This window comes from Hyphomicrobium sp. NDB2Meth4, assembly GCF_900117445.1.
In the GTDB taxonomy this organism is placed as follows: domain Bacteria; phylum Pseudomonadota; class Alphaproteobacteria; order Rhizobiales; family Hyphomicrobiaceae; genus Hyphomicrobium_A.
The window spans coordinates 47,294-66,634 of record NZ_FPEJ01000007.1; the positions used below are offsets into that span (position 1 = coordinate 47,294).

A 19,341-nucleotide genomic window follows, 5' to 3' on the forward strand; every position below is an offset into this window, starting at 1 on the left:
CAGCCGCCAGTGACGCATCGGCACACTCAGGCCGCGTCGTCGCCCTTAGGGGCAATGCTTGACCGTACGACCGCCTCGGTAAGATCAGGCGCGCACAGCTCCATGAAGCGATAGGCGTAGCCGCGCAGATACCGGCCCTGACGCACCGCGATGCGTGAAGTGTTGCGCGCAAACAGTCCGCTGGCATCGAGCAGCGTCAGACCCGGATCGCGCTTGGCATCATAAGCCATAGACGCGACGATGCCGACGCCTAGCCCCAACTCGACGTAAGCCTTGATCACGTCCGCATCGAGCGCGGTCATGATGATGTCGGGCTCCAGCTTGGCCGCCGCGAAGGCCTGGTCGATGCGCGGCCGTCCGGTGAAGCCCTGATCGTACGTAATGATCGGCCACTCGGCGAGCGCGGAAAGCGTAAGCGGTTTCACCTGCTCGAGCTCATGCCCCGTCGGAACAATGACGGCGTGCTCCCAGGAGTAGAACGGGAACGCCACCACGTCGGGATTTGCTTCGAGCGCCTCGGTGGCGACGCCAATGTCCGCGCTGCCCTCCAGCAGCATCGACAATATTTCTTTCGGGCTCGCCTGATGCAGTATCAGACGCACCTTCGGAAATTCCTTCCTGAACTTCACCACGGCGGGCGGCAGTGCATAGCGCGCCTGGGTATGCGTGGCAGCGACAGTCAGGTCGCCGCAATCGCTCTGCGAAAACTGCTCCGCCAGTCGCTTTATGTTCTTGGCATCCAGCAGCATGCGCTGGACGATGCCTACCAGCTCCTTGCCGGGGTCGGTCAAGCCCGTCAAACGCTTGCCGCGACGCACGAACAGTTCGACGCCTAGTTCGTCCTCAAGGTCTTTTATATGCTTGGAGACGCCGGACTGGGAGGTGAACAGCGCGTTCGCTACTTCGGTCAGGTTGAAGTTGCGCTTCACCGTCTCGGCGATGATGCGAAGCTGCTGGAAGTTCACGAACGTTCTCCTTGCGCAAATGCGCGTAACCGCGAGCTGACGAGCCGCACCGGTTGCCCTGCTGCGAGGTTAAGCTCGGCAAGCCGTTGCGATGGTAGCTCCACCTCGTAAAGGTGTGGTTCCTCACAGGCAGCCCCAGAAAGCTCGACCCGGGCGATAGAGCCGATATCGACAATGCGCTTTATGGTAGCGCCAATGCCTGCCTGTCCACTACCGCCGTCGGTAATGATTTCGAGCTCATGTGGCCGGGCGAAGGCGACGGCGGACTGACCCCTAGCGACGTCGCCGCCAACGATCGGCAGAGCGCTCGTGCCAACGCGCAGGTAGTCCCCATCGATCGAGCCACGAAACTCGTTCACGGCCCCCAGGAACCCGTAGACGAACGGCGTTGCCGGCGCCGCGTAAACCTCGCGCGGCGTGCCGGTCTGCTCGACCTTGCCCTTGTGCATCACCACCAGCTGGTCCGCCAGCTCGATTGCCTCGTCTTGATCATGCGTCACGAAGATCGATGTAATGTGGAGTTCATCGTGCAGATTGCGCAGCCAGCGGCGCAACTCTTTGCGTACCTTCGCGTCGAGGGCGCCGAATGGTTCGTCCAGCAGCAACACCCGCGGACCGACGGCGAGCGCCCGCGCTAGCGCAATGCGTTGCCGCTGGCCGCCGGAAAGCTGCGCGGGGTAGCGATCAGCGACCCAGCCGAGCTGCACGAGTTCCAGCAGCTCCATCACCCTGCGCCGGATTTCCCTTTCTGGAGGACGTTGCGACCGCGGTTTTACGCGCAACCCGAACGCGACGTTCTCAAAGATGCTCATGTGCCGGAATAGCGCGTAGTGCTGGAACACGAACCCAACCTGCCGCTCGCGCACATGCCGGTCGGACGCATCCTCTCCGTCAAGGATGACCTCACCGCGATCAGCATACTCAAGCCCGGCAATGATGCGAAGCAGCGTGGTCTTGCCGCAACCCGATGGCCCGAGCAGCGCCACCAGCTTTCCGGTGGGGAACTCGAGACTGACATTGTCGAGGGCAACGAAGCTGCCAAAGGACTTGCCGATATTGCGAACTGCGATGCTCATGGTGCCTCGTCGGGCCTAAGTTCAGCTCCAGCGCGCCACTCGATGATCGTCTTGACCACCAACGTCACCAGGGCCAGAAGGGCGAGCAGCGACGCTACGGCAAAGGCCGCCGCAAAGCTGTACTCGTTGTAAAGGATCTCAACCTGCAACGGCATGGTGTTGGTCTGGCCGCGGATGTGTCCAGAGACGACCGAGACCGCCCCAAACTCGCCCATGGCGCGGGCGTTACACAGGATCACCCCGTAAAGCAGTCCCCATTTGACGTTAGGCAGGGTGACGCGGGCGAATGTCTGCCAGCCGGACGCCCCCAGAACCAGGGCAGCCTCTTCCTCGTCGCGCCCCTGCGCCTGCATCAGCGGAATGAGCTCGCGCGCAATGAATGGGACCGTCACGAAGATGGTGGCGAGGATGATGCCGGGGACGGCAAAGACGATCTTGATGCCGTGTGCGGCAAGCCATGGGCCGAACCACCCTTGCGCGCCGAACACCAGCACGTAGCACAGGCCAGCAATTACCGGAGATACCGAGAACGGCAGATCGATCAGCGTGATCAGCACGTTCTTGCCGCGAAAGTCGTGCTTGGCGATGGCCCACGCCGCGGCGATGCCGAACACCAGATTGAGTGGCACGGCAACCGCGGCCGCCAGCAGGGTCAACCGCATGGCACTCAGCGCATCGGGCGCCGATATCGCAGCCAGATATGCCGCCCACCCTTTGCGCAGCGCTTCGGCGAACACGGCCAACAGCGGCAGCAGCAAGAAGACGGCGAAGAAGGTGAGCGCCACGCCAATCACCAGCCACCTGATGGCGCCGGGCTCACGCGCAGCCGGATTCGATGTAAAGCGCGCCGAACGGTTCCACGGCGCGGTTGACGATGCAGTGCTCATGCGTGCGCCTTATCGTTTGAACGCATCATCCACGCCTGCAGCACGTTGATGACGAGCAACAGCACGAACGAAACGACGAGCATGACAGCCGCGACCGCGGTTGCTCCGGCATAGTCGTATTGCTCGAGCTTTGTGATGATGATGAGGGGCGTAATCTCCGACACCATCGGCAGATTGCCGGCGATGAAGATCACCGATCCGTATTCTCCAACCGCCCGTGCGAAGGCGAGCGCAAAACCGGTTAAAAGAGCCGGAGTCAGCATCGGCAGTACCACGCGGCGGATCGTTTGGGTCCGCGTTGCGCCTAAAGAGGCCGCTGCCTCCTCGAATTCGATGTCGAGATCCTCGAGCACAGGCTGCACCGTGCGCACCACGAACGGCACCCCGATGAAGATGAGCGCCACCAGTACACCGAGCGGCGTATAGGCCACCGTGATGCCGAGCGGCTCCAGATATTGCCCCAGCCAGCCATTGCCGGCGTATACCGCCGTCAGCGCGATGCCCGCGACCGCCGTGGGCAGCGCGAATGGCAAATCGACGAGCGCATCGACGATACGCTTGCCGGGGAAGTCATAGCGCACCAGGGCCCACGCCAGCGGCAGACCAAAAACGACGTTGATGAACGCCGCCAGCAATGCAGCGCCGAAGCTCAACCGGTAGGAAGCGACAACCCGCGGCGTCGTGACGACATGCCAGAATTGCGCGGGGTCGAGTTCGGCGCTTTTCGCGAACACCGCCGCGAGTGGAATGAGCACGATCAACGATAGATAGCTGATCGTGAGCCCGAGCGATAACCCGAATCCGGGCAGCACGCGATGTCGCCGTGGCGTGGCCATGAATCGTCCCCCGCAGACACTTGCGAATTAGGAGAAGACGATGAAGGTGATGAAGGCCAGGGACACCAGCAGCCCGGTCAACGACAGCATTCGATCGGTCTGCATGTTTAACAATCCCTTTGCTTGGCGAGCGAACGCTATCGGCGCTGGGGTTATGCGCGAACCACGAAGTTCTGCTTTCTATATTCCAATTGCTGCTAAGGCCGGGGCGGGGAGTACATAAGAGAAAAAGGCTCCTGGAACCGCTCCCCATCCCCCCAGCCAACGCGCTCGCGTCAGAACTTGATCAACGCACCCGACAGGACAACGTCCAGATCTTCCAGCGACGCATCTGCAATGGCGCCACTGGCAACGCTGCCGCTCAGCTGACGCAACGCAAGATCGCCCTCGACGTGGCGATACGACAGATAGAGGATCATTCCCGCCTTATCGATGCCCTGCGCGATGCCCGCACCGATCACGTTGACGCCCGATCCCCACACCGCCCAGCTTCCCGCCCCGGTCGGATTGAGTGCGTCGCCCGCGCCGACGGTGCGCCGCGTCGCGCCACCGCCGTCGTAGTCGTAGTACTCGCCGTAGACCGTGGTCTTGCCGAGATCGACGAACTTCTTCTCGATGCCCGCTTGCACGGCCCAGAACTTCTGCTCGTCATCGACACCGGTGCCGGCAAAATGCGTCGTGCCTTCGATCAGGTCGTCGACCTTCTGGCCGGCACCAACGTTGACGAACAGTCCTGTCGGCTGATGCAGGACGCTCACCGAACCGCCGAGCTGATGGCACGAGGTGTCATCTCCGGTTGTCTGGGCGGCCGCGCAAACCGTCGAAGTTTGCCCGCCATCGGTGATCTCGCCATAACCGATACCAGCGGCAACCTTGAACGCTCCGATCTCGCCTTCGTAGTTCAGCGCAACGTCCCAGTAATCGTCTTCGCCCCACGCGGCGGACACGCTGAACCCGGAAATATCCGGGGAGACATACTTGGCCACGTTGAAGCGCCGCTCGCCTTCGCCTGGCTGATCGCCGCCATCACCGATGAGACGCCGCCACGTAATGCCGCTGCCCGTAAGATCGCCGTTGTCGGCGGACCGCAAGATGAGGCCGAGCCCGGAATCTTCCACGTCCGAATACTTCGCGAACACGGAGGTCTGCGTCAGGTTGATCTCTGTGATCGTGTCCGTGGCGGTTGCCTGCAAACCCAGCGAGAAGCGCCCTAGGCGATTGCTCTTCAGGTACCAGTAGCTGTCGCGCAGATCGAATCCGACGTCGGTATCGGCGCCGTTGGGATCAAGCTGCGTGAAGCGCTTCGAGTTTGCGGCGCGCACGCCGATCTCGATCTGGTAACCGGCCTCCCACTGGGCGTCGATCTTGGCTTTGCCTTTGAAGCGAAACCGTGTGCGGCTGTTGTCGTTCGTGACGACATACGCATTGCGCTCCGCGCCGTCGTCCCAGAACAGCACCGCCTCGTTGACCTGACCTGAGACCTCCAGCGAGACCTTGCGGTTCCCCTTTCGGGCGGTCGTCGCCTCCAGCTCGGCGATGCGCTCCTCCAGGTCAGAGCAGCAATTGCCGCCCAGATCGGCGCCCCACGCGGCAGGCGCACCTATCGACGCCAAGCCCAACCCTGCGAGGACCAACGCCAAGTTGGTCCTCGACCGTACTCCCCCGTACATAACTCACTCCTACGCTACTAAAAAAACGCGACGCAACTACAACGCAGACTTCGACTGAGTTCAGATCCTCCCTAGCTCGATTGAGTTATCTTCCGCAGGGCGGCGCTCCGACCAGGTGTTGGCCTCGCGGCGCAACCCCTCCAGCATGGCGAGTCCCTGCGGCCATGCCCCGAAGCCGGATGCTGGATTGATGTGCCCGACGGCACCCAAGTTCACGAGCTGCGCGCCCCACGCTTTCGCAAGTTCTACGGCGCGGGCAAAACGCATCCACGGATCGTTGGTGCTGGCAACGAGCACGGCCGGCACGCCCAGCGGGGATTCGGGCACGATGCAGGATGGGCCAAACTTTTGCGGGTCGGCGGGAGCGACGAGCATCAAACCGCTCACTCGGCTACCCCAGTTATCCAATGCGCGCACTGCGGCCAGGCAGCCGAAACTGTGCGCGACGACAAAAACCTGCCCAGGCACCCGGTTCAAATCGCGAACGACGCGCGCCGACCAGTGCACCACGTTTGCATCTTTCCAATCGCGCTGGATGACGCGCACCGCACCGGGGATTTCACGTTCGAACCACGACTGCCAATGATCGGGACCACTGCCATTCAGGCCGGGCACAATAAGGACCGTGTCCAGGGTATGCCTCCTCGGATCGACTTGCCGCGCAATCGCTTCTCGAGGTCGAGCGTGCCGTCCCTCACCGCGCGAGCAGCTTCGGTGGGGACGGCACGCGTCGCTTGCAAAGCGGCGACGCAAGCCTCTTCTGTGGATCAGCTCTTGCTGGCGTAGATCTGGTCGAAGATTCCACCGTCATCGAAGTGGGTCTTCTGAGCCTTGGCCCAGCCGCCGAACACCTCGTCGATGGTGAAGAGCTTCACCGGCGCAAACTCGGCCTTGTATTTCTCGGCGACCTTCGGATCGCGCGGACGATAGTAATTCTTGCCTGCGATGTCCTGCGCTTCCGGCGAATAGAGGTAGTTGAGATAAGCCTCGGCCAGCTTGCGCGTGCCATGCTTGTCGACGACCTTGTCAACGACAGTCACCGGCGGCTCAGCAAGGATCGAAATCGAGGGCACGACGATCTCGAACTTGTCGGGGCCAAGTTCCTTGATTGCCAGATGCGCCTCGTTTTCCCAGGCGATCAACACATCGCCGATCCCGCGCTCGACGAACGTCGTCGTCGAACCGCGTGCGCCAGTGTCGAGCACCTTCGTGTTCTTATAGATCTTGCCCACCAGCTCCTTCGCCGTGTCGTCGCTGCCACCGGGCTGCTTCAGCGCGTAGCCCCAGGCGGCAAGATAATTCCACCGCGCGCCGCCCGACGTCTTCGGGTTGGGCGTGATTACGGCGACGCCGTCCTTGGCAAGGTCGGACCAGTCCTTGATGGCCTTGGGGTTGCCCTTGCGCACCAGGAACACGATGGTCGAGGTGTAGGGCGACGAGTTCTGCGGCAGGCGCTTCTGCCAGTCTGCCGGAATGAGCCCGCCCTTCTTCGCCAGCTGGTCCACGTCTCCGGCCAGCGCTAGCGTCACCACGTCCGCCTCGAGCCCGTCGATCACGGCGCGTGCCTGTTTGCCCGAGCCACCGTGTGACTGGTTGAGCGTCACGTCCTCGCCCGTCGTCTCCTTCCAATGCTTGGCGAACGCGGCATTGTAGGCCTGATAGAATTCGCGCGTGGGATCGTAGGAGACGTTCAGCAGCGTCGAGCCGGCCTGCGCAGAGTGCGCGCCGGCTGAAACCGCAGCTGCCAGGGCGAGCACGAGCGCCTGGCGCTTGGTGAAAGTGAGCTTCATCGCAGTATCCTCTCTGTCCGCAACCTCTGTCGAGGTCCCAGCCAAGAGAACTAGCGAGGCGGGATTATCCGCCGAACCAAGAAGAACTGCGCAGCTTATTCAGAATTTGCGTGTTGCTAGCCGTCGACGGCGGCGCCGGGTCGACTTAGTCTCGGCCGAACAGCGGTTTAGCCTGTCGTGACGGCCTCTTCGATATCCGAGGTGTCCACCGAGCTGTTGAGGCCCTGGGTGAGGGCGGAGCGGTCGAGCTCACCCTCCCACGCCGACACGACGATCGTCGCCACGCCGTTGCCGATGAAGTTCGTCAGCGCCCGGCACTCGCTCATGAACTTGTCGATACCCAGCACGATGGCCATGCCCGGCACCAGCGCCGGGCTGACCACGGCAAGCGTCGCCGCTAGAGTTACGAACCCGGCCCCTGTTACGCCGCTCGCGCCCTTAGACGTCAGCATGGCGACGCCGATGATCACCAGCTGGTCGTGCAGCGATAGATGCACGTCGAGCGCCTGCGCAATGAAAAGTGTCGCCAGAGTCAGATAAATGTTGGTGCCATCGAGATTGAACGAATAGCCCGTCGGCACGACGAGTCCCACAACCGGCTTCGAGCAGCCGAGCCGCTCCAGCTTCTCCATCAGCTGTGGCAGCGCGCTCTCTGACGATGATGTGCCCAGCACGAGCAGCAGCTCGTCCTTGATGTAGGCGAGGAACCGAAACAGCGAAAAACCCGCGAGCCGTGCGACGATGCCGAGCACCACGACGATGAACAGCGCGGACGTGATGTAGAAGGTGGCAATGAGCCCGGCGAGGTTGCCGAGCGTCGAAGGACCGTACTTGCCGATCGTATAGGCCATTGCCCCGAAAGCGCCGAGCGGCGCGGCCTTCATGATGACGGCGATCACGCCGAAGAAGGCGTGTCCCATGTCGTCGACCAGAGCACGCACCGTGCGGCCGCGCTCACCCAGAACCATCAGCGCAAAGCCGAATAGGATGGAGATCAGCAGCACCTGCAGGATGTTGCCGTCGGCAAATGCACCCACGAGGCTGTTCGGTATGATGTGTAGGATGAATTCCACGGTCGACTGATGCGTCGCGCGCTCGGCGTACTGGGCGACCGCCGCGGCATCGACCGATCCGGTAAAGCCTTCCCCTGGGCGCACCAGATGTCCGACGACGAGGCCGATGCTCAGCGCCAGCGTCGATATGATCTCGAAATAGATGAGCGCCTTGACCCCGACGCGCCCGACCTTACTCGCATCCTCTATGTGCGAGATGCCCGACACCACGGTGCAGAAAATGATGGGCGCGATCGCCATCTTGATGAGCTTGATGAAGCCGTCGCCGAGGGCCTTCACCCATTCGCTTTCGGCAATCCCTGGGGCCAGCCAACCGAGCAGGAAGCCGAGCAAGATGGCAACCAGAACCTGCACGTAGAGAAGCCGATAGAAAGGCTTGCGTTCCTTGCCTGCTGTACCCACGGACTGCATGGCGTTACCCCCTAACGCGACTTTTTCTCGATCTAAGTCGCCCGGCCGACGCGCGGCAATTGTGGGAAACCGCTAGTGTCCCGATTACGAAGCTCGCCCGATCCTGCGGCCAGTCTCCAGTGTGATTCATATTGAGAAATTCGCGTATCACCTAGCCGCTTGGCGTGGCGAATTTCTCGATCATCACACTAGCGGATGCCGCCCGTCGTTTGCACATGACGTCCCTCGACCTGTGGATCGCCCTTGCGAAGTTCCTTCGCCTGCGCGATCACCGCGGCGACCTCCTCACGGGCCATGCCGAGGTAGCCGCGCGGATCCAGCAGTTCGTCCACCTGTTTCGGCGTCAGCATTTTCGCCACCTTCGCATCCTTCAGAAGTGCCGTTCTGAAGTCGATCTTCTCTTCCAGCGCCTGATGGATCACGTCGTGCAGATGCGCGTCGGCTTCGTCCTTACCCATCTGCGGCGCGAGCGCAAAGGCCACACGCTGCGCCATGATGAATCCCTTCGTCCTGCCGAGGTTGTCCGCCATCACGTCGGAGTTGACCTGCAACTTGTTGAGAAGGCTGCGCGCGGTCTTCAGCGTCTTCTCCGTTTGCACCGAGATGTCCTTCAGCGCCAAGTCGGGACCAACCGTGCTGTCACGCTCGAAGAAATTGACAACATCGTCGAGGATCACCTCCGCGAGCCGCGGAATCGTGCGCGAGGCGTGAATGAGCACCTCGGACTTGCTGGGGTTCACCTTTTGCGCCATCGAGCTGCTGCTGACCGACGTCGAAGATCGCGTCTCGCTCGTCTCGCCAATGTCGGTCATCTGCAACAGGAACAGCTCCTGCCCGATCGCGCCATAGAGTTTGCTCACCAGCGCCAGCGTCAAGGCATATGACGCGAACACGTCGCGCGTGCCGTGCCAGTCGTCCGGGTAGGGCGTCGCAAGGCCGAGTTCCTGAGCGAACGACCGCTCGACAGCGATGGCCTTGTCACCGAGTCCCGCGTAGGTGCCGACCGCGCCTTTCAAGATGGCGGATCGGTTCAGCTCGCCGAGGATCGCCTTCATACGCTCGATGTCGCGCCGGTTCTCCCCAATCCAGCCACTCACCTTCTTGCCGAAGGTGATCGGCAGCGCATGCTGGCCCAGCGTCCGTCCAGCCATCACGGTGCCCTGGTGCGTCTGCGCCAGGTCGATCAGGATCGCCTCGATGTCGCGCAACTGCTCGATCAGCAGAAGCGTCGACCGGCGCAGCTGCAGCACGATCGCCGTGTCGTAGATATCGACCGTGGTCGCACCGTAGTGCACGTACTGGCGTGCATCCGGGTCTATCGAACGCCGCCAGACGTTAATCAGCGCCACCATGCGATGCTGAACCAGATGGCGTTCCTTGTCGATGTCCGCGGCGGTCGCAAAGCGAATGTGCGCCTTGCGTGTGATGGCGTCCGCAGCCTCCTGCGGAATGGCGCCATGCGCCGCTTGCGCGCGGGCCATCGCCGCTTCGATCTCGAGCACATACTGGTTGGTCTGCTCATCGTCGAACACGTCGGCGACGCTGGTAGGTTCGCTGTCTGCGTGCGCCGGAAGCGCACCCCCGGCAAACGCGACAGCAATAGCGATCGCGAGACCGCCGCAATATCGAACAAAGTGCATCATTCCCCCGTGACGCTACTCGCTTTGCCGATCATCGCCATCGTATCCGCCGCACGCCGCGGTGATCAGCTTTCACGAGCACATTCACTCCGACGTTGCGACCCCGGTGCCAGCGAGCACGGCAGCGCCGGCGGGTGCCATGCGCGAAGCCTCGTGTCCGACGCCTTCCACTTTTCTCATCCGCCAGGCGAACGGCGCACCCATGCGTGCCGCGATGGCGCGCGCGCGCGGGAAGTAGAACAGCCCGCGTTCATAGCGCGTCCGGCCCTGAGCGACCGCGCCCGTGTCATTGCGCATGCCGGCATAGTTCACATCGGCTGTGCCGAGCAGCAGGGTGAAGTTGCAACCGAACGCGCTGCGTAGCCGAGCCTCCGGAATTGGCGAGCCGCGCAGCCCGTAAGGAAACTGGAACTCGTAGTCTGGCACGAGATACCAGCCCGGATTTGCGGCTGCCGCCCGGTCGATCATGCGGCAACCCGAGTGCAGCACGTAGCGCTGAATGAACTGCGCACCGGCGCCATGCCCGAACATGCTGAACTTGCGCCGGTGCGTTCCGAGGCTATGCGCGGCCATGCGGAATGCTTCCTCGACGACATAGAAGCTGGTCTGCTGCCATGGCTTTGCTTCCAGCCGCCGGCTGCGCACGTTGCCAAGGTTATAGGCGGCAGCCCCCGGCCACTTCTCCGCGGTGAACTCAGGCACCAGGAGAATGGCGCCATATCTGTCGGCCAGCGGGCGCCACGTGTCGTAGTAGTCGAAGGCGAGATGGCGCGCCGCATCGCGCCGTGTACCCGGCATGATCACCCAGATCGGACTGTCGCTCGAAACGCCGGCTGGTCGGTAGGTATAGATTGTAACCGGCCCGCGCGAGACGTTGTCGACGTCGAACGCGCCATCGCCGACAGGCATCCTTTGCGTGGCCGGATCGAACCGGGTCTCGGTCGCAGCCGCGGCAGATACCGTCAACACGAGAAACGCCAAAGCGGAAACTACGTGCGAAATCACGGCAGCGCCTTCGCGTCGTGCGTTGCGGCGGCGGAGGATTTGGCTTTCGATGAAGCTCTTCATTTCACTGATCCTCGAGCTCAGAACTTGATCCGCGTGCCGGCGTAACCGATGAAGAGATCGGTCAGCGGAACGGGGCTGGGGCCGGTAACGCCCGTCGACGAACGGTACTGCACGCCTTCGGTGTCGAACTTGAAGATGCGGAAGCCGGCATAGACGTCCATTCCGGCGTTGTCGATCTTCTGGTTCACAGCCGCGCCCAGCATCATCAGGCTGCTGTCGGTGACTTCTGCCAGATCCGCTTCGCGCAAGCCTGTGATCGCATCGTCGACCTGCGCATATTCGCCATAGACCGACGTATCGCCGATCTCCCAATACTGACGCCGGAGTCCGAATGCGGTGTAGAGGTAATCGAGCGGAGGACGATTGGTGCCGGGCGTCGTTACGAGGCCAGTGGTGTTCTCGCCGTAGACGGCACCGGGCGTGCCGGTTGTCCCGTAAGCTTCGAGCCCGTGGTACGTGCGGTGCACGTAAGCGGCGGTCGCGAACAAGCCAGTCGGTATGTGCAGGATGCTTGCTGATCCTTTGTATTCCCGCCGATCGCGGAAATACTCGGGATGCCCGTCGACGATGCGCCCCTCGGTGGTATCGCGCAGGTAACCCGCGCCGAACCGGAACTTGAAGTCGTTATAGTTGACGCCATACTCGACGGCCGCGTCGTAAAAGTCGTCCTCGCCCCAGGCCACGGAAGCATCGACGTTGCCAAACCGGCTAGACCAGCGCGGCGCATCGTAGCGAATGGCGTCACGGCGCAACGTGTCGACGCTGCCGCCGCCGGAAATGTCGTTGAGCGTCGTATTGACACTGCCCGATGACGATCTGATCAGGCCACCGTTGCCCTGTTCGTACCAGTCGGCGTGTCGCAGCATGATGCTGCCACCCACCGTGGCGATATTCGCCGCGCCTGGCATGATGCCGCCGACATCCTTCAGAATGATATTGTCGGTGGCCGTCGAGGTGTGGCCGACCGTGACCGTGCCGAGCGAGTTGCTGCGGATCCACCACGCTGAGTGGCGCAGCTCTATCTGGTTTTCTCCATCCGCCGTCAGCTGGTCGACGTCGTTCGATGCTACGTCGTCGAGGCCGATGGACAACAGATAGCCGGCGCTCCAGCCCCGAGCGATCTTTGCCGATCCTTCGAAATTGATACGGCTGCGCGAGGCGACATTGTCGACGATGTAGGCGTCTTTCTTGGCGCCGTCGTCCCAGAACATCACCATGCGGTTGATCCAGCCCGAGACGGTGAGCGAGACCTTGCTATTACCTTTGCGCGCCGTCTCCTCTTCCAGGATGGCGACGCGTTCGTCGATGTCTTCGCTGTCAGTGACATGGGCGATTGAAGGATCGAACGCGAACCCGGGAAGAGAGTTGCTGATCGGCGAGGACTCATCCAGCAGCATCGTCAGCCCGAGCGAGCCGCCATAGAAGTAAACGTCATCGTTGGCGCGCACGTCCTTGTCGCCATTGAGATCTGACACCGTCGCATAGTGCGACAGCGCGGTGCTGACATTGTTCATCCAGAGGAACTGGCCCGACGCGGTAAGATAGGTTCCCTCCGCCAGCTTGAACTCGACGCGCGGGTTGAACTCGACTGCCTGCGAGAAGACGTTCTCATGGTCCGTCGTCTCGTAGCTGCGCTGATGCGTTGCATTCTCGGAGACGAACGTGCGGTTGCGATCGACGAAGTTGTTATAGAGCCCGCCCTTGATGCTGCCGCCGATGCGCAGAGAGTCGCCGATGTCGAACATGTGCTCCAGGCCGAGCTGTACGCCGACGAGCCGGTTGTCGGTACGGATCGAGACGTGATCGCGAACGCTGTCGGTGCCGAGGCCCGGCACCGACGCCATCGTGTCCATGGTCGACGAGCTGAGAGCTTCACCGAACGAGATACCGCGTGCACCAACGCTCAGACCGGGAATCCCGAACGGCCGGACGAGGTTCGCTTCGGCGCCATAGAGCTTGGTCTCGTGGTGAATGCTGAGACCATAGATGTTGTCGGAATTGAGCAGGTTGCCGACGTCTTGCGAAGCCAGGTTAGCGTACACCGTGTCGGTATTGGTCACGCCGGTCTTGCTCATGCCGAGCTTCTGCGCTTCGAAGCTGATCGGGTTCAAGAAGAACGCGGAAAGCTCGATTGGCTGATCGAACACGCCAGCCTGCAAGGTCATCCGCAGGCCTGGGGCATAATCGTCGCCTTCCAGCTCCGACGAATTGAACTTGGTGTAGGAGTCGGGCGTGGGCGGCGCACTCGGAGAGTCGCCTACCTCGGTGAAAGGAACGCTCGCAAGCCCCTTGCGCCACAGCACGAGCCCTTCGACCGTGAAGCCTCCGGGCGCTCCGCCGGCGGCTTGCGCCAAGCTCGCACTGCTGGGCTGATCGGAGCCGCCATCTTCGCCGTAGTCCGCTGCGGACTCCGCATCGTCGTCGCCCGCGGCGCGCGCGCCTTGGGGCGCGGCGGTCAGCAGGAGAAATGCGGAGAAAGCTGCAGTAACGCCACCCGCAAAATTGCGGGCACAGAACCAGCGCCGGTTATTTCCCCATAGGGGAATACGCACACCACCACACACAACGCACACTCCAACAAGCTTTCCAACCCACTTTTATTAGTTGAAAAAATTATGCGAAAAGCCCGCTGGAGCGACCATTCGAATGATTGGATGGCCTCATCAGCAATATGCAAGTAGCCTAGCGGAACACCCATAAAATCAACAAGCTAGCACTGCTCGATGCTACGCCAGTTCGGCTCGTTTTCGCGCACATGTGGCGCCGGTGCATCTAAATTGAGCAATCGATGGGTGTTCGCGTGTGGTTAATCGCGCAATGTGTCTCGCGACAGCAAACGGCACAGCTTCACCGTTTGTGACGCGATACGTATTGACTATTGTTAATGCGGGAAATGGACCGAGGTTTATGGGGAGAAAATAAGCGAGTTATGCGAGATGCACGGCGTTTGCATTGTCGTCGCTTAGGAGGCGGAAATCGAGAATGGTCTGACGAATGGCATCAATGAAATTCAGCGCATTCGCCGAGAGCGGCTTTTCCGCCGGGTGAATGTAGCCGAACGTGATCCATTTCGCGGGTGACAGCGGGAGGAATTTCACCGCTTCTGTATTCAGCCCGCGCGCACTCAGTCGATCAAAGAACGCAATACCCGCACCATCGCTCGCCATCTGGTACGCCATCAGCGATGAGTGGGTTTCGAGTGCGTAGCTGGGCGAGAAATCGATTGCCGGCAAGGCATCGCCCATCTGCTGACGCCAGGCCGGGTTGCGCCACGGCCCGATGAGCGTCTCACCCGCGAGATCATCAGCGGTGAGGCTGCCGCGCTTCGCAAAATTGTGGTCGTTTGGTACGACCGCCTCGATACGCACCTTGAACAGCGGCTTGGTTTCGATCGGAACGTGCGACGGGCTTAGCGGTAAAGAAGCAAGCACGAGATCGAAGCGCGTTGATGCGATCGCACTGTCGAGCTCGAAACGCGCGCGCAAATCGATGCTGCAGGAGAGCCGGTCGTTCGATTTGCGCAGCAGAGACAGGGCAGGTGAGACGACAGCCTGCGCTACCCGCGGGGTCGTGAGGATATGAAATCGCTGATCCCCGGTACGAATGTTGCGCGCGATGCGCGGAATTTCCTCGACCCCGGCCAGAATATGCTTGGTCGTGTCGTAGAACAGCTTTCCATCTCGCGTCAGGCTAAGACCACGCCCGGTGCGGTCGAATAGCTTCAGATCGAGATCGGCTTCCAGAAGCGCAATCAGCCGGCTCACGGCAGGTTGGCTCAGGCACAGTTCGCTCGCTGCCGCCGAAAGCGATCCGCGCTCTGCCGCAAGCTGAAAGGCGCGCAGTGACTTGAAGTTCATGTTGCAGGCTCGGCGCGCTGAAGTGTCTCTTTGACGGAGGGCAGGCCGCCCGCCCGCCGCCGTCGTCTCATCGCTCGAGAGCGCATGCGGTTCATCCCTCGCAAGTGGCGTCTGGCTTGGGCCCGCGCCTCCCGAAGCTGGGATCGCAAGGTTCATTGCGTCAGCCCCGTAACTGCGCGGATTGCATCGATGCGGTCTTTGCCGATCCGCGCTGCGACGTCGGCATAGACGGGTTCGAGCGCCTTGATCCACGCTTCGCGCTCGGCCGAGGTCTGCTCGTGGAAAAGCGTCGTTCCCGCCGCCTTCATTTTCGCGAGCGCCTCGGCATTGGCGGTTTCCGCGATCCTGTTCGTGTACTGGGTCGCCTCGCTCATCGCCCGCTCCAGAGCGCTGCGGATATCGCGCGGCAGCCCGTCCCAGAACGCCTTGTTCACGATCACTGCGTAGCCCAGATAGCCGTGGTTCGAGAGCGTCGCATGCGGCTGCACCTCGCTCAAACGCTGCACCAGCATGTTGGAGGGCGGATTTTCCGTGCCGTCAGTCACGCCCATTTCCAGCGCCTGATGCACCGCCGGCAGCGGAATGATCTGCGGCACGACGCCGAGAGTCTTCATCTGCGCCTGCAGAACGCGCGACGGCTGGATGCGCATGCGCAGGCCGGCCAGATCCTGCGGCATGTGGATCGGCCGGTTCGCGCTCATGATCTTGAAGCCGTTGTCCCAGAAGGCGAGGCCACGAATGCCCTTGCTGTCGAGGCCGGCGAGCAGCTCTTTCCCGATTGTCCCCTGGGTCACCGCATGCAGCGCTGCCCACCCGGGGAACAGGTAGGGAAGGTCGAAAACCTCGAACTCCTTGATGCCGAGCGGCCCGAATTTGGCGAGCGATGGCGCCACCATCTCGACGGCACCGAGCTGCACCGCCTCCAGCTCCTCCTGGTCGCGGTAAAGTTGCGCCAGCGGATAGACCTCCACTTTCACCCGGCCCTGGGTGTAACGCTCCGCAAGCTCCTTGAATTTCTCGGCGCCCAGACCCTTTGGGGTATCCGGAGCCACCACATGGCTGAAGCGCAGAACGATGGCTTCCCCGGCCTGGCTCTGGCCGGCGAGCAACAACCCCAGCGTGGCGATAATCAGCGCTGCAAGGCTCTTCATCTTACTCACACTAAGCCCGCCCCCGGCCCAACTCATCGCGTATCTTCCCGCTGCCGCCGTACTTGCGGCGCAGCCTGAAGGCGCAACGGGCCTTTCCCCGATCCCCGAGTATGGGGGAAAGGGTGAGCAGCCTCTATTGTGGTTATCCGCAACGCGACGGGCACGGGGACGGATAGGTAAGGTCGGGATCGAAGTTGAGTAAGCGGAACGGCTCCCCGATGGTGGCGGACATACAGGCGCGCATGGGCTGGCGGACTGCCGGCGATGCTGGCGACCGGTTCCGTCCGGCCTGGTCGGCCCCCGCGCTCATGCTCAGCTCGCTGCTGTCGCTTGCCGGCATATTCCTGGTGCTGGGCCTGCTGCTCTGGCTGCTCGACGGCGATGAGCGCGAGGCGCGCCGCGAGGAGATCATCCGCGACGCCCTTTGGGTCGAGCACACCCTCCAGTTCCGCTTCAGCACCATCGAGACGCGCCTGTCTCGCATGGCCTATGAGCTTGGCAAGGCGGACTCCCTGAAAGAAGCCTTCGCCGTGCAGGCCGGGCCGTTGGTCCATATCGAGCGCGAGCTCTGGGGCCTGAGCTGGCTCGACGCCAATCTAAAGGTGCAAGCCTCGGTCCCCAATTCCGCCGACGCGCAGACGCCGCTCAATCCAGTCGTGCTGTCCGCCGTCGAGATCGCGCGCCGAACGGGGCGCGGGCTATTCACGCCGCCCTATTCACGCGGCGACACCTCCGATCACGTTTCCTACGTCGCCCCCATCGTCAGGGATGGCAACGTCGTCGCGCTGCTGCACGCCGAGATTTCCCTCGGCCGCTTCCTCGCCCAGCACGTGCCCTGGTGGATCGCCGAAAAGCGCGCCGTTCAAATCAAGCGCAGCGATGAGCAGATCGCCGCGAGTCGTTCCAAGGTCGACCCCGATAAGGGCGCGCTCAGCTACACCGTCGAGATCGGCCCGCCGCTGTCGAACCTCTGGCTCACGCTTACGAGCTACCGCAACCGCTCGAGCCTCGTGCAGAACAGCCTCGTCGTTGCGATGATCGTCCTGAGCTTCCTCACCGCAGCCGCCCTCATCGCCCGCGAGCGCCAGTTGCGTGGCCGCAAGCTGGCCGAAGCCGCGCGCGATGAGGAATACGCCTTCCGCCGCAGCATGGAGGAATCGCTCCGCGTCGGCATCCGCGCCCGCGACATGGAAGGCCGCCTGCTCTACGTGAACCAGGCATTCTGCAAGATGGTTGGCTATTCGGAGGCAGAACTCCTCGGACGCGTCCCGCCCATGCCCTACTGGGCACCCGAGGAGCAGGACCGCACGCAGCGCCTGCATGACGCCATCCTCGCCGGCGCCGCTACCGGGCAAGGCATCGAGGTGCTGTTCCAGCGCCGCGACGGCACGCGCTTCGACGTGCTGATCTACGAAGCACCGCTCATCGACGCACAAGGCCAGCAGCAAGGCTGGATCGGGTCCGTGCTCGACATCTCCGACCGCAAGGCATCTGAGGAAATGGCGCGCACGCAGGCCGAGAAGATGCAGCACACCTCGCGCCTCGTCACCATGGGCGAGATGGCATCGTTCCTCGCCCACGACCTCAACCAGCCGCTCGCGGCGATCCGCAGCTACCAGACCGGCCTCAAGAACATGCTGTCGAGCGGCGGCGCCAATCCCTCGGACGTCACGCCCGCCCTCGACGCAATCGGCAAATCCGTGGAGCGCGCCGGCCTCATGATCCGCCGCGTCCATAACTTCGTGAAGAAGAGTGAGCCGCGCCTCGAGCCGATCGATCTCGCCGAGGTGACCAAGGAAACGGTTGCACTGCTGGAGCCGGAGCTGACCAGGGGACACTGCTTGATCGACGTACTCCTCGACGCCGGCCTGCCGCGCGTGCGTGCCGACCGCGTTCTCATCGAGCAGGTACTGGTCAACCTCATCCGCAACAGCATGGACGCCTGCAGGGATCTGCCGCGCTCTTCACGCGGCATAACCCTTGCGGGCAGTCTCAACGGCGGCGCCATAGAGGTGCGCGTGCTCGACCGGGGAGGCGGCGTGCCCGAGCATCTAACTAGTCAGCTTTTCTCGCCGTTCGTCTCCACCAAGGAGGGCGGCATGGGCATGGGACTGACCATATGCCGGTCGATCATCGAATTGCACGGAGGAGGCATCAAGTATGAGCACCAGCCCGGCGGCGGCGCCTGCTTCTCTTTCACGCTGCCACTCTCGCACTGAGGACGACATGAGCCAGTCACGCGTCTACGTCGTCGACGATGATGCCACGCTGCGTGATGCGCTGACCTTTCTGTTGTCGTCGCGCCGCGTCAGCACGTCGACCTTCTCCTCCGGCGAGGAATTCCTCGAATTTTTCAATCCCGGCCTGCGCGGCTGCGTGCTGACCGATATCCGCATGGGCGGCATCTCGGGATTGGAGCTGTTCTCGCGCCTGCAGAACGCCGGATCGCGCTTGCCGTGCATCGTTCTCACCGGGCACGGCGACGTGCCGATGGCTGTCGAAGCCTTGAAGAAGGGCGTCCGCGACTTCATCGAAAAGCCCTTCGACGCCAACGATCTCGTCGACAAGCTCATCGCCGCCATGGCCGATGACGAAGCGCGTGCCGAGCAAGACGCCGCGCGCCGCTCGCACACCGAGCGCCTCGCAACGCTGTCGGACCGCGAGGCGGAGGTGATGCAACTCCTTGTGGCCGGCAGGCCGAACAAAGTCATCGCCGACGAGCTGTCCATCGCCATCCGCACCGTCGAGGTGCACCGCGCGCGCATCTTCGAGAAGCTCGGCGTGCGCAGCGCCGTGGAACTGGTCAAGCTGCTCGCCGATAACGATACGATGCACGGCCGCGCCACCCGCTCGGGCTAGTGGCCAAGCACGCAACCTCCACGCTCAGTAGTCCCACTCGACACCAACGCCGATCTTG

Annotated in this window: 16 protein-coding genes; 3 read left to right on the forward strand and 13 right to left on the reverse strand. The window is 62.5% G+C overall.

The window, feature by feature from the left end:
- Positions 1-26: 26 nt before the first annotated feature.
- The 4 genes from NDB2M4_RS12630 to cysT are packed head-to-tail and all read right to left on the reverse strand — an operon-like array spanning position 27 to position 3,764.
- Positions 27-965, reverse strand: a complete 939-nt coding sequence (locus NDB2M4_RS12630; protein ID WP_072375642.1) for a CysB family HTH-type transcriptional regulator — start codon at positions 963-965, stop codon at positions 27-29.
- Positions 962-2,041, reverse strand: coding sequence for a sulfate/molybdate ABC transporter ATP-binding protein (locus NDB2M4_RS12635; protein WP_072375644.1), 1,080 nt, complete (start codon positions 2,039-2,041; stop codon positions 962-964). Before NDB2M4_RS12635 ends, NDB2M4_RS12630 begins: the two co-directional genes overlap by 4 nt.
- Positions 2,038-2,928, reverse strand: a complete 891-nt coding sequence (gene cysW, locus NDB2M4_RS12640; protein ID WP_072375646.1) for a sulfate ABC transporter permease subunit CysW — start codon at positions 2,926-2,928, stop codon at positions 2,038-2,040. Before cysW ends, NDB2M4_RS12635 begins: the two co-directional genes overlap by 4 nt.
- Entirely contained in the window at positions 2,925-3,764 is an 840-nt protein-coding gene (cysT, locus tag NDB2M4_RS12645; RefSeq protein WP_072375648.1) for a sulfate ABC transporter permease subunit CysT, read from the reverse strand. Before cysT ends, cysW begins: the two co-directional genes overlap by 4 nt.
- Positions 3,765-3,804: 40 nt before the next feature.
- Between cysT and NDB2M4_RS20010 the strand changes: the two genes are divergently transcribed.
- A complete protein-coding gene (locus tag NDB2M4_RS20010; protein ID WP_139247252.1) occupies positions 3,805-3,987 on the forward strand; it encodes a hypothetical protein in 183 nt (60 codons plus the stop codon).
- Between the two features lie 52 nt (positions 3,988-4,039).
- On the opposite strand, the gene NDB2M4_RS12650 is transcribed toward NDB2M4_RS20010, so the two are convergent.
- The 9 genes from NDB2M4_RS12650 to NDB2M4_RS12690 all read right to left on the reverse strand — a co-directional run bounded on the left by NDB2M4_RS12650 (position 4,040) and on the right by NDB2M4_RS12690 (position 16,424).
- A complete protein-coding gene (locus NDB2M4_RS12650) occupies positions 4,040-5,404 on the reverse strand; it encodes a porin (protein ID WP_244536164.1) in 1,365 nt (454 codons plus the stop codon).
- A 90-nt stretch (positions 5,405-5,494) separates the two neighbouring features.
- Positions 5,495-6,049 carry an RBBP9/YdeN family alpha/beta hydrolase gene (locus NDB2M4_RS12655; RefSeq protein ID WP_210186543.1) on the reverse strand — a complete coding sequence of 185 codons (555 nt, stop codon included), beginning with the start codon at positions 6,047-6,049 and terminating at the stop codon, positions 5,495-5,497.
- A gap of 152 nt (positions 6,050-6,201) precedes the next feature.
- Complete coding sequence (locus tag NDB2M4_RS12660; RefSeq protein ID WP_072375652.1) at positions 6,202-7,224, reverse strand: sulfate ABC transporter substrate-binding protein; 1,023 nt, start codon at positions 7,222-7,224, stop codon at positions 6,202-6,204.
- Positions 7,225-7,391: 167 nt separating this feature from the next.
- Positions 7,392-8,708 (reverse strand): dicarboxylate/amino acid:cation symporter, encoded by a 1,317-nt coding sequence (locus NDB2M4_RS12665; RefSeq protein ID WP_072375654.1) that lies wholly within the window; start codon positions 8,706-8,708, stop codon positions 7,392-7,394.
- Between the two features lie 188 nt (positions 8,709-8,896).
- Positions 8,897-10,348, reverse strand: a complete 1,452-nt coding sequence (locus tag NDB2M4_RS12670; RefSeq protein ID WP_171988095.1) for a lyase family protein — start codon at positions 10,346-10,348, stop codon at positions 8,897-8,899.
- Positions 10,349-10,432: 84 nt separating this feature from the next.
- Positions 10,433-11,416, reverse strand: a complete 984-nt coding sequence (locus tag NDB2M4_RS12675; protein WP_072375658.1) for a hypothetical protein — start codon at positions 11,414-11,416, stop codon at positions 10,433-10,435.
- A gap of 17 nt (positions 11,417-11,433) precedes the next feature.
- On the reverse strand, positions 11,434-13,968 hold the full coding sequence (locus NDB2M4_RS12680) for a hypothetical protein (protein ID WP_072375660.1): 2,535 nt from the start codon (positions 13,966-13,968) through the stop codon (positions 11,434-11,436).
- A 375-nt stretch (positions 13,969-14,343) separates the two neighbouring features.
- The gene (locus NDB2M4_RS12685; RefSeq protein WP_072375662.1) at positions 14,344-15,273 is read right to left on the reverse strand and encodes a LysR family transcriptional regulator; all 930 of its coding nucleotides are present in this window, start codon (positions 15,271-15,273) and stop codon (positions 14,344-14,346) included.
- Between the two features lie 152 nt (positions 15,274-15,425).
- On the reverse strand, positions 15,426-16,424 hold the full coding sequence (locus NDB2M4_RS12690; RefSeq protein ID WP_072375663.1) for a TRAP transporter substrate-binding protein: 999 nt from the start codon (positions 16,422-16,424) through the stop codon (positions 15,426-15,428).
- Between the two features lie 218 nt (positions 16,425-16,642).
- On the opposite strand from NDB2M4_RS12690, the gene NDB2M4_RS12695 reads away from it, so the two are divergent.
- Positions 16,643-18,643 (forward strand): two-component system sensor histidine kinase NtrB, encoded by a 2,001-nt coding sequence (locus tag NDB2M4_RS12695; protein WP_083556293.1) that lies wholly within the window; start codon positions 16,643-16,645, stop codon positions 18,641-18,643.
- A gap of 7 nt (positions 18,644-18,650) precedes the next feature.
- A complete protein-coding gene (locus tag NDB2M4_RS12700; RefSeq protein ID WP_072375664.1) occupies positions 18,651-19,283 on the forward strand; it encodes a response regulator transcription factor in 633 nt (210 codons plus the stop codon).
- Positions 19,284-19,341 lie beyond the last annotated feature (58 nt).

Bases quoted from the DNA above. Each gene is read 5' to 3' on its own strand.
- cysW (WP_072375646.1), bottom strand. From the start codon at position 2,928: ATGAGCACTGCATCGTCAACCGCGCCGTGGAACCGTTCGGCGCGCTTT.
- NDB2M4_RS12700 (WP_072375664.1), top strand. From the start codon at position 18,651: ATGAGCCAGTCACGCGTCTACGTCGTCGACGATGATGCCACGCTGCGT.
- NDB2M4_RS12690 (WP_072375663.1), bottom strand. From the start codon at position 16,424: ATGAAGAGCCTTGCAGCGCTGATTATCGCCACGCTGGGGTTGTTGCTC.
- NDB2M4_RS12685 (WP_072375662.1), bottom strand. From the start codon at position 15,273: ATGAACTTCAAGTCACTGCGCGCCTTTCAGCTTGCGGCAGAGCGCGGA.
- NDB2M4_RS12660 (WP_072375652.1), bottom strand. From the start codon at position 7,224: ATGAAGCTCACTTTCACCAAGCGCCAGGCGCTCGTGCTCGCCCTGGCA.
- cysT (WP_072375648.1), bottom strand. From the start codon at position 3,764: ATGGCCACGCCACGGCGACATCGCGTGCTGCCCGGATTCGGGTTATCG.
- NDB2M4_RS12635 (WP_072375644.1), bottom strand. From the start codon at position 2,041: ATGAGCATCGCAGTTCGCAATATCGGCAAGTCCTTTGGCAGCTTCGTT.
- NDB2M4_RS12665 (WP_072375654.1), bottom strand. From the start codon at position 8,708: ATGCAGTCCGTGGGTACAGCAGGCAAGGAACGCAAGCCTTTCTATCGG.
- NDB2M4_RS12675 (WP_072375658.1), bottom strand. From the start codon at position 11,416: ATGAAGAGCTTCATCGAAAGCCAAATCCTCCGCCGCCGCAACGCACGA.
- NDB2M4_RS12695 (WP_083556293.1), top strand. From the start codon at position 16,643: ATGGTGGCGGACATACAGGCGCGCATGGGCTGGCGGACTGCCGGCGAT.
- NDB2M4_RS20010 (WP_139247252.1), top strand. From the start codon at position 3,805: ATGAAGGTGATGAAGGCCAGGGACACCAGCAGCCCGGTCAACGACAGC.
- NDB2M4_RS12670 (WP_171988095.1), bottom strand. From the start codon at position 10,348: ATGCACTTTGTTCGATATTGCGGCGGTCTCGCGATCGCTATTGCTGTC.